The following is a 13275-nucleotide window of genomic DNA, read 5'->3' as shown; positions in this document are numbered from 1 at the left end:
TTCAAAGCCGGTTCATGGTTCGGATGCCGTCAGCGCCTGCGATAACCGCGGCATTTGCCAGTCCGATGAAAAGTCCATGCTCAACAACACCCGGTATGGCGAAGAGAGCGTCAGATAGAATCTTTGGATCGGGAATGCGGCCAAAAGATGCATCCACGATATAATGTCCACCATCCGTTACAAACGGCGAGCCATCTTTTAACCGCAGGACCAGTGGACCTGCAAGGCCGCATTGCGATGCAGCCATTTCAATAGCGCGTAAAGTTGCGCCAAGGCCAAAGCGATTGACTTCAATTGGCAAAGGAAAACGGCCAAGTGTTTCAACCACTTTCGATCCGTCCGCGATAACAATCACTGAGTCGGAAGCAGCTGCAACGATCTTTTCGCGCAACAAGGCACCACCGCCCCCCTTGATGAGGGTCAGGTTCACATCCAACTCGTCCGCACCGTCAACGGTGAGATCGAGATGTGGAGTTTCTTCGAGGGTTGTCAGAGGAACGCCGAGTTCAGCGCAAAGAGCAGCGGTACGTTCGGAAGTCGGCACGCCGATGATGTTGAAACCGCCACTTACTTTTTCAGCGAGCAACCGTACGAATTCTTCGGCGGTAGAACCGGTCCCAATTCCCAGACGCATTCCGTCCTTGACGTGCGTCAATGCCTCTGCTGCAGCGGCGATCTTCAGCTTGCGTGCTTCATCCATGCCTGAATTCCTGATTTCCTAGTGGATTGAATTTGACGTTTGAATCCCGACCGAGTGAGATGCTGTTTCAAACGTCAAATTCGAAAAATCCACTAGTTTAATACGGTTCCTAGTGGTCCTTTTGATTCCGATATTTGCTCGACGCTTGTTACAAAGGGATACAAATATCGGAATCAGACCACTAGCGGATTCTCATCCGGCTCCGAGAACGCCTCTAGCATGTGCGTGCAGCGCAACAAAGCTCTCAATACAAAATATCGCGATTTTTGCGATAGGCCCTCGTTTCGGCACGAAGTTTAGCCTATTTGAAATAGCGATTAGAAATGCGCTCGCAAGTCTCATTCCTGAAGGAAGTCATATGTCCGCTGCAAATTCCAAGCCTATCATCGTTTTCGACCTCGACGGTACACTGGTCGAAACGGCACCGGACCTTCTGGATAGCTTAAATCATTGTCTCGCAATTTCAGGTCTGCAAACTGCTGACAAGGATTCCCTGCGCCGTTTTGTCGGACAAGGTGGTCGCGTCATGATCGAACGTGCCTTTGCTGCACAACAGAAGCAGATTGACGATGTGAAACTCGATCATCTAGTTGAAGAATTTCGCGAGCATTATGCAGCCCACATGCCGGGGCATTCGACGTTCTATCCCGGCGTTCTGGAAGCAATGGACCGCTTCTCCGCGAACGGATATACGCTCGCCGTATGCACAAACAAGTTTGAAGCCCTTTCCGTCAAGCTGCTCACTTCAATGGGCGAAGCGCATCGCTTTGCCGCTATCTGCGGCGCGGACACATTTGCTTTCCGTAAGCCCGATCCGCGTCATCTGACGGAAACAATTGCCAAAGCCGGTGGAAATCGTGACCGCGCAGTGATGGTTGGAGACAGCCGCACCGATATCGACACGGCCAAGGCCGCAGGTATTCCTGTCGTTGCGGTCGATTTCGGTTATACTGATTTGCCAGTGCAGCACTATGAGCCAAGCCGTGTCATCTCTCACTATGATGAATTTACGCTGGAAATGGCGGAACAGCTTTTGGAAGCAGTCGCAGACAAAGTCTGAGATAAGGCGATATGATTATGAAGCGATTTCTTATGTTTACTGCCGTTTTCTCAATGGCATTGTCAGCAAGCGCTTTTGCAAATGATCCGTCACCTACTGGTCTTCCCGGCGTAGAACCACAGAAGCCGATCGTTTCGGCTCCTCCACCTGCGCCGGAGCCTAACTCTCAGCCTGCTGGAACATGGAAAAACTTCCGTGTGGGCAATACCGACGTTTCGATCTCCGGCAGCATCACGGTCGATGTCGGCACTGGAGGCAGCCGCAGTTCAGGGCGTTAACCCAGACCACACCGCAGGCAACTGGTTTGGCAAGTCTTCCGCGATAAGTCCATGGCCAAAACGTCGAGCGGCATCAGCATGAACCCACACGGCAGCGCTTGCCGCTTCAAAGGCGGACATTCCCTGTGAAAGCAATCCGCAAACAATACCCGATAGTACGTCGCCCGATCCGGCAGTTGCCAGAAAAGGCGTTCCATTTGCGTTGATAACGGCTTGCCCATCAGGTGCTGCAATCACCGTATCTGGACCTTTGTAGATCACCACTGCATTCGCGCGTTTCGCTGCTTTACGTGCCTTATCGGTCTTGGACAGATTGTTCTCAGCCGAAATGTCAGGGAAAAGACGGCGAAATTCGCCTTCATGTGGTGTGAGAACGAGAGCATTGTGCGAGTTACGCTTCGCGTTAAAGAGTTGCTCAGGCTTGCTTTCAAATGCCGTGATGCCATCGGCATCCAGCACCAGTCCTTTTAGGCTTTCTGCGCGCCCATCAGCGGCTGTCAACAGCATCAAGGCATGATCGCGCGCAAATGATGGGCTGCCATAGCCCGGCCCCAGCACACAAGCAGCGACTTTTCGGTCGATCAAAAATGCTTCTATATCTTTGATGCTGCGTGTTTCTCGCACCATAATGCTCGTCAAATGCGCCGCATTGATTGACAGCGCATCCGGTGGAGAAAGCAGCGTTACCGCCCCTGCACCACTTCGCGCCGCTGCCATTGCTGACAGGCGGGCAGCGCCAGTCGAATGTGCAGGTCCAGAGAATACAGCGGCATGGCCACGGCTATATTTATGTGCGTTGGTTGAAAGCGAAGGTAAGCTATCTCGCCAAAGCTCGGGCGCATTTTCAAAAGTACTGGGTTTTATCTTATTGAGCACATTGTCAGAAATACCGATGTCTGCGACATGCAGCACGCCGCAATGAGTTCGGCCAGGCTGCAACAGGTGTCCGGGTTTCTTCCGGAAAAACGTTACGGTCGCCCGTGCATGCATTCCCGTTCCAAGAATCTGTCCACTTTCACCAGAAACCCCGCTCGGCAAATCTACCGCGAGCACAGGAATATCCGACGCATTAACCGCTTCTATCACACGAGCCTCTGCCCCTCCCACGGGACGCGCCAACCCGGCACCATAGATTGCATCAATAACACCGATAAAGTCTGAAGGTATCAAAGCGCTTATGCGCCGCACTTCGCCTTTATAAAAGAGAAGCGCCCGCATGGCGTCGCTTCCCTGACGCGGTTGCGCTGTTCCGAAACAGACGACATCACGTCCAGCTTCGTGGAGGAATTGCGCGGCAACATAGCCATCACCGCCATTGTTTCCCGGCCCGCATAGAATTGCCACCGGCCCTTCGCCGACAAACATGCGCTGAGCGACATCCGCCACAGCGTGACCTGCAGCAAGCATAAGAGAAAAGCCGTCGCGTTGTCCGGCATCAATTGTCAGGCTATCAGCTCGTGCCATTTCTTCCGGTGTCAGCAGTTCGAACATGGCACACTCTTTCCCTCTGATAATGCGGATGATTAATTACGCGGCAGTCGTCCCGACACGAGATTGACTAACTTCTTTGCATTTTGTCTAATTTTTAATCACAGCTAACGAGATCGAAACCCTATTAAAAATCTTTCACACAGACCGTCTTGTCGAGATAACAATAATAATGCCACTCTAGGGCAAAGAAAGTTGCACTTCTGAGATTATTGAAATTACGCTAACCTCGACAATAGCGCTCTTTTCAACAGGAGCCATACGGTAATTGCGGGAAATTTTGCTTGAAAGAGCAACGAACTTAAAAAATCTGGTCAGCACTTACCGAGTTGGCACAGTTCGTGCTTCTATATCAGCGAAACGGGCACGATGCCCATTTCCGAACAAGAGCGGAGACCATTCTCTGATGAAAAAGATCGAAGCCATCATTAAGCCTTTCAAGCTCGATGAAGTGAAGGAAGCCCTTCAGGAAGTTGGTTTGCAGGGAATTACTGTAATTGAAGCCAAGGGCTTCGGCCGACAGAAAGGCCACACTGAGCTTTACCGCGGTGCGGAATATGTTGTCGATTTTCTTCCCAAGGTGAAAGTCGAAGTCATCGTCGCCGACGAAACCGTCGATGGCGCCATTGAAGCTATTCGCAAGGCAGCCCAGACGGGTCGTATTGGCGACGGTAAGATTTTCGTCTCCAATATCGAAGAAGTTATCCGTATTCGTACCGGTGAATCCGGCGTGGATGCTATCTGATAAAACCAGCCTACCCGACCCCAGTCTACCGACCATCGTCGTGCAAACAGGATACTAAAATGACGACTGCCAATGACATTCTGAAACAGATCAAAGACAACGACATCAAGTTTGTTGACCTCCGCTTCACTGACCCAAAGGGTAAGCTGCAGCACGTCACGATGGATATCGGCCTCGTGGACGAAGAAATGTTCGTTGACGGCGTTATGTTCGACGGCTCTTCGATTGCTGGCTGGAAGGCCATCAATGAATCCGACATGGTCCTCATGCCAGATCCGGAAACGGCTCATATTGACCCATTCTTCGCTCAGTCCACGCTGGTTATTCTCTGCGACATTCTTGATCCGATTTCGGGTGAAGCTTATGGCCGCGACCCACGCACGACTGCGAAGAAGGCTGAAGCCTACATGAAGTCGCTCGGCATCGGCGACACTGTTTACGTCGGCCCGGAAGCCGAATTCTTCGTCTTTGATGACGTGAAGTACAAGGTTGATCCGTTCAACACTGGCTTCAAGCTCGACTCGACTGAACTGCCATCGAACGACGACACCGATTACGAAACCGGCAACCTCGGCCACCGTCCGCGCGTCAAGGGTGGTTACTTCCCAGTTCCGCCAATCGACAGTGCACAGGATATGCGTTCGGAAATGCTCACCGTTCTGACGGAAATGGGCGTGACCGTTGAAAAGCATCACCACGAAGTGGCTTCGGCTCAGCACGAACTTGGCGTCAAGTTCGACACGCTCGTTCGCAACGCCGACAAGATGCAGATCTACAAGTATGTTGTGCATCAGGTTGCCAATGCCTACGGCAAGACCGCAACCTTCATGCCGAAGCCAGTTTTTGGCGACAATGGCTCGGGTATGCACGTTCACTTCTCGATCTGGAAAGAAGGCAAGCCAACCTTCGCTGGTAACGAATATGCCGGCCTGTCGGAAAACTGCCTGTTCTTCATCGGCGGCGTCATCAAGCACGCCAAGGCTGTGAACGCATTCACCAACCCGTCGACCAATTCCTATAAGCGTCTGGTCCCAGGTTATGAAGCTCCGGTTCTGCTGGCCTATTCGGCTCGTAACCGTTCCGCTTCCTGCCGTATTCCATTCGGCTCGTCGCCGAAGTCAAAGCGTCTTGAAGTCCGCTTCCCGGATCCAGCAGCGAACCCATATCTCTGCTTCGCAGCCCTGCTGATGGCTGGTCTTGACGGTATCAAGAACAAGATCCACCCAGGTCAGGCTATGGACAAGGATCTGTACGATCTGCCTGCCAAGGAACTCAAGAAGATCCCAACTGTTTGCGGTTCGCTTCGTGAAGCTCTGCAGTCGCTCGACAAGGATCGCGAGTTCCTCAAGGCTGGTGGCGTATTCGAAGACGATCAGATCGATAGCTTCATCGAACTCAAGATGGCTGAAGTGATGCGTTATGAAACAACGCCTCACCCAATCGAGTTCGACATGTACTACTCGGTTTAACCAATATTGCGGGTCGACAATCAATAGATTGGAGACCCGCCCTGGTTATCTCAGTTACCGAGGGGAACGACGTGCTGAAGCACGCGAAAGAAAATCCGGCGAAAGCCGGGTTTTCTATTATTATCAATATATTATGTTTATTAATTGAATAAAGACCAGAGCACATCCCGAAAAGTGGGAACCGGTTTTCGGAACAAGATGTGCGCAAAACAAATATTTAGAGCGCTTGCAGAACCTGTGCGGCAACCATCATTTCGCCTTTACGCGTCTTTCGGCGGGCTTGCGCTTCGGCGTCTTCCCCCCAATGCTCAATGGTCCAGTCTTCATCGAGATGCGCGCGCGACCAACCGTCTTCGACGGATATCTCGCCCTTGGCAATTGCCAGCGCGATAAGTGCCGAACCAGTCAGCGTCGTCATGGTGTGGAGTGATGCCAGCGCTATCGGATTTTTGAATTCTGTAAGATGAATGCCAAAGGCAGCAATCGCTTCACGGGATTGTTCGACATGCATCACACCTTCAGCCAGTGCGAAGCGCGCGCCAAGACCTTCGGCCCAATCAATCAGCGGGTCCCATTGTTCAGTCTGCCGGGCAACCAGTTCCTTGGGACTTGCCGCACGATAGCAGATCATGTCTGTACCAGCGAAACGCAGGATGTCTTCGAAAACCGCCTGTGGGTCTTGCGCGATGCCATCGATGGCTGTGTTTACCAGACGTGTGGCCGGCATCTTGGAAGGATCAATGACCTTTTCCTGCGCACGGAACTCTTCTGCAATGATTTCGGCAGCTGATGCAGTTGGCAAAAGCAGAACAGCACGTGCCGGCGTTTTGACCGGGCGACCATCCAGATGCACGGTGAAACCGCCTTCGACTTCCGCCACTTCTGCTTTTTCGTAAAAGCGTTTCGGCAATGGCGTCCGCATGAGTTCCTGCGAGCGCGCCACCGGGTCTTTTTGCGAAATTGGCATTTCAGATTGAGGATCGCTCAGAGTATCGCGCATAATATTGTCCAGTTGTTTAGAGCATTTCCTGTTTTTCTTGAAACATTGGAAATGCTCTATCTCTTTTTTCGCATTATCCGACGCAAAACCGCTTCGCACTTTTGCTGGAAATGCTCTAGTGTCAGGAAGCCAAAGCATCCATTTCATGCAGGATCGCATGGAGTTCTTCAGGCCGATTCAAGACATGATGCGCGCCTGCTTCCACAAGTAAGCTCGGTCCATGATACCCCCAGGAAACCCCTGCGGCACGCGCACCTGCTGAACGAGCCATTTGCATATCGTAAATCGCATCGCCGATCACGATTGTTCGATCCGGTTTTATCCCCATTTCGACACAGGATTCAAGCACCATGGCCGGATGCGGTTTGGACGGACAATCATCAGCAGTACGAACGACCATGAAATGGTGTCCGATACCGTGTCGTTCAAAGATAGACCGAACGCCGCGCTGCGACTTGCCGGTGACAATCCCCAGCAGAAGATCGTCGCGACTGCCAAGCTCGGTAAGAAGCGGCAGAATACCATCATAAAGCGGCTCAGAGAAATCCGGCGTCTGACGCAGGCGCACGAAGTTTTCCTTATAGCGCTGTGTAAGCCAGTTAACCTGCTCATCAACTTCACGACCCAGTAATTGCGCAATGGCCAAAGGAAGCGAAAGACCAATGATCGAATGCGTCTGAGCAAGTTCTGGTGGCTCCAGCCCTGCGTCGGCAAAGCTTGCAGCCATACAATGGTGAATCGTGTCACCGCTATCAACAAGCGTGCCGTCACAATCAAAGAGAACGAGTTTCATCGGGCGGCTCCCGTTTTTGCTGGTCGGTTGATGATAATGAGGCCCAGCCCGATGAGAGCAAGCGCCACAAAGATTTTCCAACCCAGATGTTCATTGAGCAGAACGCCGCTCAACAGCACGCCGAAAGCGGGGGTGAGGAATGCGAAATTAGACAGTTTGGACGCGGGATAGCGACGTACCATCCAGAACCACAGTGGGTAAGTCACAGCTACCACGAACATCGACTGAAACAGAAATGACAGAACCGAGAGCATATCGGGATCACGGATCAATGGACCGCTCAATGGTATGAATGGCAATGGCACGAGTGCTGCCACGGCAAGCTGATAAAGCAACGTCTTCTCAGGCGCCGCACTTGCAAGCTTCGACCGCTTAATGACGAGCGTGGTCATTCCCCAAAGCATACCGGAAATCAGCGCGAGCAGATCGCCGTAGACCGCATTGGGACCGGGACGGCTGATATGGTCTGAAAAGACCACGAAAACTCCCAGAAACGCCACGCACATGCCGATGAAGGCGCGCACGGACATGCGCTCCCCCAAAAGAAAATGACTGCCGATCGCTACCCAGAACGGCATAACGTTCATCATCAGTGTGACGCGACCGACGCTAGTCAGCTCCATCGCGAGAAAGATCAGGACGAATTCGACACCGAATAGAAGACCAGCCAGAATGCCAGGCTTTAACGTGCCGTCGCGCCCGAAAAGCGGAATACGCTTCCAGTAACACCAGATAAAAACGCAGAAGCCACCCAATGCCGCACGGCCTGCTGCCATGAGCATGGGGTTAAAACCGCGATTGCCGATCTTGATGGCAACCTGATTAAGCCCCCACGTGAACATGATGAACATGACGAGGGCGATTGCCAGCCCGTCGAATGACACCCGGCCCGGAACTGTTCCTCCCGCCGATCCTCCCCCAGCACCCGACATTTTTATTCTTCCGCGTTTGCCTCATCGAAGCCTAGCAAATTCCACGACTGCACCATGTGCGGTGGCAATGGGGCCGTGACGTCAATGATACCGCCTGAGGGATTAGGAATACGAATGCGGCGCGCATGCAGATGCAGCTTTTTCTGAATACCGCCCGGAAATTCCCAGTTTTGATCTGCCTCAAAATATTTAGGATCGCCGATGATCGGATGGCCAATATGCGCCGCATGCACACGAAGCTGATGGGTGCGGCCTGTATAGGGCTCCATCTCCAGCCAGGTCAGATTGTTACCAATCTTTTCGATGATCCGATAATAGGAAACTGCGTGATCGGAATCCGGTTCGCCATGCTGGCAAACGCGCATCTTGTCGCCATCCGGCGTCTGCTCTTTGACCAGCCATGTCGAAATCTTGTCTTCACGCTTGCGCGGAACGCCCTTCACCAAAGCCCAGTAGGTCTTTTTGGTTTCTCGTTCGCGGAACGCAGCGGTCAGCGCCTGTGCGGCGCCGCGCGTGCGTGCCACAACCAGAACGCCCGATGTATCACGGTCAATACGATGCACAAGGCGAGGCTTTTCACCTCTTTTATTGCGCCATGCTTCGAGCATGCCGTCAACATGGCGAACCAGACCTGAACCACCCTGCACTGCCAGACCAGCAGGCTTATTGAAAACAAAGACCTTGGGGTCTTCGTAGATCAGCATCTGTTTGAGAACATCGCCATCATCCTGACTGCGGATGGTGCGAGCCGTTACCGGGCCAGCTGCCTTCTCATCAACACCAAGCGGCGGAATGCGTACCGACTGACCTGCCTGCAAACGCGTGTCTGATTTGGCGCGACCGCCGTCGACGCGGACCTGACCGGAACGCAGCAATTTCTGCAGGTGTCCGAACCCCAGTCCGGGGAAATGGACCTTGAACCAGCGATCAAGACGCATACCCGTCTCGTCTGCAGCCACACTCTTCTGTTCAACGCCTGCCATGGAAAACCCGATCAATACTTTTTGGGCACGAGCCTGCGTGCCTGTCTTTTTTGTGCGTCTTATATCCGAGAGCCCGTTTCGTCTTTCGAGATGCGCTTTAAATCAGTCAATAGACGCGCCAAGGGCGGATTGCTAGGCTAAATTGGGGAAAACAACAATCTGCCGCTGTTTTGCTAAAGCGTGAACCATCCACAAAGAATAGGAATGCGGCTATGAATCTTCACGCTCGGTTACATGCATTTTTAATTTATGGTCAATCTTAACACGCATTCGCCACTTCTTGCCTTCATTTCATATTGATAGAACAACAGGACTGCACCATTTAGTTCTGTGAAATAGAACGAGCGGGAGTGCGAAGGTGTCATTGCTCAAAATCTACTGGCGTGCCATGGAATATCTTGCGGCTGAAAAGGCTGCAACGATAACTATGTGTATTGCAAGCGTATTGGTTGCCCTTGTCATGCTGGCCGAACCGATCCTTTTCGGTCGGGTTATCCAGGCTATCTCGGACAAGGGAGATATCGTTACGCAGCTCGCCATGTGGGCTGCACTTGGTGCGTTTAATATCATTGCCGCAGTCTTCGTTGCGCGTGGGGCTGACCGCCTCGCCCATCGTCGCCGTCTTGGTGTAATGATCGACTCTTATGAGCGCATCATTACCATGCCGCTTTCCTGGCATCAGAAGCGCGGTACTTCGAACGCGCTGCACACACTGATCCGTGCCACCGACTCCCTTTTCACGCTCTGGCTTGAATTCATGCGACAACACCTGACCACAGTCGTGGCACTGGTTGCGCTTATTCCGGTCGCTATGAGCATGGATATGCGTATGTCCATGGTGCTAATCGTGCTCGGCATCATCTATGTGATGATTGGCCAGCTCGTCATGCGCAAGACCAAAGACGGTCAGACCGCTGTTGAAAAGCATCACCACAAGCTGTTCGAGCATGTGAGCGATACGATCAGCAACGTGTCTGTTGTGCAGAGCTATAATCGCATTGCTTCTGAAACGCAGGCGCTGCGTGATTATGCCAAGAACCTTGAAAACGTTCAGTTCCCTGTTCTTAACTGGTGGGCGCTTGCCAGCGGCCTTAATCGCATGGCTTCGACCTTCTCGATGGTTATCGTGCTGCTGCTCGGTGCGTATTTCGTGACCAAGGGCCAGATGCGCGTCGGTGACGTGATTGCCTTTATCGGCTTCGCACAGCTTATGATCGGTCGTCTTGACCAGATCAGCGCGTTCATCAACCAGACTGTAACAGCACGCGCCAAGCTTGAAGAATTCTTCGAGATGGAAGATGCGACTGCTGACCGTCAGGAACCACAGGGCGCAACCGATCTTGAAAACGTCAAGGGCGACATTGTTTTTGACAACGTAACCTTTGAGTTCCCGAATTCGGGTCAGGGCGTCTATGACGTGTCATTCGAAGTGAAGCCTGGCCAGACTGTGGCTATTGTCGGCCCAACAGGCGCTGGCAAGACAACGCTGATCAACATTCTTCAACGCGTGTTCGACCCTGCTGCCGGTCGTATTCTGATCGATGGCACCGATACACGGACTATCAGCCGTCGATCGTTGCGCCACGCGATCGCAACCGTCTTCCAGGATGCGGGTTTGTTTAACCGTTCGGTCGAAGAGAATATCCGCGTCGGCAATGAAAACGCGACCAACGAAATGGTCCATGCCGCCGCAAAAGCCGCCGCTGCACACGACTTCATTCTCGCCAAGGGCAATGGTTACGACACGGTCGTCGGTGAGCGTGGTTCGCAGCTTTCGGGTGGTGAACGTCAGCGTCTGGCAATTGCACGCGCTATCCTCAAGGATTCACCGATCCTCGTGCTCGATGAGGCGACCAGTGCGCTCGACGTAGAGACCGAAGAAAAGGTCAAGCAGGCTGTCGATGATCTGAGCCAGAACCGAACGACCTTCATCATTGCGCACCGTCTGTCGACTGTACGCTCTGCCGATATTGTTCTGTTCATGGACAAGGGCCATCTGGTCGAGCGTGGCAGCTTCGATGAACTGGCTGCTCGTGGTGGCCGCTTCTCCGACCTGCTTCGCGCAGGTGGATTGCAGCTTGAAGACAAGTCTGAGAAGGCTAAGGACGAAAGCAGCAATGTCATGCCGTTCCCCGTCAAGGGTTCAGCTGCCTGATCAACAACTACAGCTCAAAAAGAAAAGCCCGCTGCGAATACCGCAGCGGGCTTTTTTCAGATGGAAACTTCAAAGCGCAACCCGTCATAGCCGGGCTCTACGTGATCAGGTGTTTCACGCATGACTGTTTCGTAATCGAGCGGTATGTGCATGTGGGTTAGTATCGCGCGCTTCGGTCCGAAAAACTCGATCCACTCCAGCGCCTGTTCCAGTGAAAAGTGACTTGGATGCGGCCGATATTGCAGAGCATCGATAATCAGCACATCTGCCCGGCGGATATATTTCAGGCTTTCATCGGGGAAAGCGCTGACATCTGTGCAGTAAGCGACATTGCCGATAAGGAAACCAAGCGATTCAATATCACCATGAACCTGATTAAATGGCTCAAAGTGGATGGGCCCGCCAGCACCGGTGATCGAGAATGCCGTTTCAGCCATGATATCATGCATCGACAGGATCGGCGGATAGCTCGATCCCGCTGGTGTCTCGAAACAATAACCGAAAGCTTCAAACAGGCGGTTGCGTGTCAGCCGGTTGGCATAAACATCCATTAGCCGTCGGTTTTCAACGACATAGGTTCTCAGATCATCGATACCGTGAATATGATCGGCATGAGGATGCGTGTAAACGGCAGCATCAAGCGAGCGCACATCGGCATCGATCATTTGAGCGCGGAAATCCGGGCCTGTGTCGATCACAACAACTGTGCTCTTTCCCTCTGCGTCGAAACGTTCGACAAGCAGCGAAGCACGACCGCGTTTGTTCTTCGGGTTTTTCGGATCGCAATTGCCCCAATCGCCATTGATGCGCGGCGTTCCCGGGGATGAACCGCATCCCAAAATCGTAAAACGCAGGCAATTGCGAGGAGAACCCACGATGACTATCCCTCAACCGGCTTTGGCATTTTGGAGAAAAGTCGGAAGACATTTTCGCTGGTAATGTCAGCGATTTCATCTTTACTCACACCAATTGTCTCTGCAAGCACAGCTGCCGTATGCTGCACGAAGGACGGCTCATTGCGCTGACCACGGTGCGGCATGGGCGCGAGATAGGGTGCATCAGTCTCAACCAGCAAACGGTCACGCGGAACAATCTGAGCTACTTCGCGAATATCAGCCGAGTTCTTGAAGGTCAGAATGCCTGAGAACGACACATAACCACCAAGCTCAACGCCTTTTTCAGCCAATGCTTTGCCTGATGAGAAGCAATGCAGGATGAAAGGGAATGCACCTTTCGCCGTCTCAGTTTCCAGAATATCGGCCATATCCTGATCCGCACTGCGTGCATGGATCACAAGCGGCAACTGCGTGCGACGTGCAGCCTCGATATGCACGAGAAAGCCCTGACGCTGGGCTTCCTGTGGCGCATAATCATAATGATAATCAAGCCCCGCCTCGCCTATGGCGATAACTTTCGGATGCTCTGCCAGCCGCACCAGATCGTCGGCGGTCACATCGAGTTCTTCATGCGCATTGTTCGGATGGGTGCCAACCGAACAATAGACGCTTTCGTATTTCTCGGTGAGTGCGAGGATCGTATCGAACTTGCGCACACGCGTTGAAATCGTGACCATGCGATTGATGCCGGCATCAAGCGCGCGTTGTACAACAGCGTCGCGCTCTGGCTCGAAATCCGCAAAGTCGAGATGGCAGTGACTATCGACAAGCATAAT

At 52.7% G+C, this 13275-nt stretch carries 13 protein-coding genes; 5 read left to right on the top strand and 8 right to left on the bottom strand.

Features of this window, described 5'->3' with window-relative positions:
* Window position 1: 1 nt before the first annotated feature.
* Complete coding sequence (rpiA, locus tag C9380_RS06090) at window positions 2-700, bottom strand: ribose-5-phosphate isomerase RpiA (protein ID WP_105705953.1); 699 nt, start codon at window positions 698-700, stop codon at window positions 2-4.
* A 358-nt stretch (window positions 701-1058) separates the two neighbouring features.
* Here rpiA and C9380_RS06085 point away from each other — a divergent pair, with 358 nt between their 5' ends.
* Together C9380_RS06085 and C9380_RS06080 are read left to right on the top strand one after the other, a co-directional pair.
* Window positions 1059-1760: an HAD family hydrolase gene (locus C9380_RS06085; RefSeq protein ID WP_105705955.1), complete on the top strand. Its 702-nt coding sequence runs from the start codon at window positions 1059-1061 to the stop codon at window positions 1758-1760.
* A gap of 11 nt (window positions 1761-1771) precedes the next feature.
* A complete protein-coding gene (locus C9380_RS06080) occupies window positions 1772-2038 on the top strand; it encodes a hypothetical protein (RefSeq protein ID WP_105705957.1) in 267 nt (88 codons plus the stop codon).
* On the opposite strand, the gene C9380_RS06075 is transcribed toward C9380_RS06080, so the two are convergent.
* Entirely contained in the window at window positions 2027-3529 is a 1503-nt protein-coding gene (locus C9380_RS06075; protein WP_100559024.1) for an NAD(P)H-hydrate dehydratase, read from the bottom strand. The genes C9380_RS06080 and C9380_RS06075 overlap by 12 nt on opposite strands.
* Window positions 3530-3932: 403 nt before the next feature.
* Between C9380_RS06075 and C9380_RS06070 the strand changes: the two genes are divergently transcribed.
* The gene (locus C9380_RS06070; RefSeq protein WP_007874909.1) at window positions 3933-4271 is read left to right on the top strand and encodes a P-II family nitrogen regulator; all 339 of its coding nucleotides are present in this window, start codon (window positions 3933-3935) and stop codon (window positions 4269-4271) included.
* A gap of 59 nt (window positions 4272-4330) precedes the next feature.
* Window positions 4331-5740, top strand: a complete 1410-nt coding sequence (gene glnA / locus C9380_RS06065; protein ID WP_024898730.1) for a type I glutamate--ammonia ligase — start codon at window positions 4331-4333, stop codon at window positions 5738-5740.
* A 217-nt stretch (window positions 5741-5957) separates the two neighbouring features.
* Here glnA and C9380_RS06060 read toward each other — a convergent pair whose 3' ends face one another.
* The 4 genes from C9380_RS06060 to C9380_RS06045 all read right to left on the bottom strand — a co-directional run bounded on the left by C9380_RS06060 (window position 5958) and on the right by C9380_RS06045 (window position 9448).
* Window positions 5958-6740, bottom strand: coding sequence for an ATP12 family chaperone protein (locus C9380_RS06060; protein WP_105705959.1), 783 nt, complete (start codon window positions 6738-6740; stop codon window positions 5958-5960).
* Between the two features lie 121 nt (window positions 6741-6861).
* Window positions 6862-7533 (bottom strand): HAD-IA family hydrolase, encoded by a 672-nt coding sequence (locus C9380_RS06055; protein ID WP_100559028.1) that lies wholly within the window; start codon window positions 7531-7533, stop codon window positions 6862-6864.
* On the bottom strand, window positions 7530-8465 hold the full coding sequence (locus tag C9380_RS06050; RefSeq protein ID WP_128093207.1) for a DMT family transporter: 936 nt from the start codon (window positions 8463-8465) through the stop codon (window positions 7530-7532). The genes C9380_RS06055 and C9380_RS06050 overlap by 4 nt, the downstream gene beginning before the upstream one ends.
* 2 nt (window positions 8466-8467) lie before the next feature.
* Window positions 8468-9448, bottom strand: a complete 981-nt coding sequence (locus C9380_RS06045) for an RluA family pseudouridine synthase (protein ID WP_024898734.1) — start codon at window positions 9446-9448, stop codon at window positions 8468-8470.
* A gap of 358 nt (window positions 9449-9806) precedes the next feature.
* On the opposite strand from C9380_RS06045, the gene C9380_RS06040 reads away from it, so the two are divergent.
* Window positions 9807-11603: a glucan ABC transporter ATP-binding protein/ permease gene (locus C9380_RS06040; RefSeq protein WP_100559032.1), complete on the top strand. Its 1797-nt coding sequence runs from the start codon at window positions 9807-9809 to the stop codon at window positions 11601-11603.
* A 56-nt stretch (window positions 11604-11659) separates the two neighbouring features.
* On the opposite strand, the gene C9380_RS06035 is transcribed toward C9380_RS06040, so the two are convergent.
* Both C9380_RS06035 and C9380_RS06030 read right to left on the bottom strand, forming a co-directional pair.
* Window positions 11660-12478: an MBL fold metallo-hydrolase gene (locus C9380_RS06035; RefSeq protein WP_128093206.1), complete on the bottom strand. Its 819-nt coding sequence runs from the start codon at window positions 12476-12478 to the stop codon at window positions 11660-11662.
* A gap of 5 nt (window positions 12479-12483) precedes the next feature.
* Window positions 12484-13272, bottom strand: coding sequence for a TatD family hydrolase (locus C9380_RS06030; RefSeq protein WP_128093205.1), 789 nt, complete (start codon window positions 13270-13272; stop codon window positions 12484-12486).
* Between the last annotated feature and the right edge of the window lie 3 nt (window positions 13273-13275).

The organism is Brucella pituitosa, assembly GCF_003049685.1.
Taxonomy (GTDB): Bacteria; Pseudomonadota; Alphaproteobacteria; order Rhizobiales; family Rhizobiaceae; genus Brucella; species Brucella pituitosa.
This window is presented reverse-complemented; position numbering and strand designations above follow the sequence as displayed.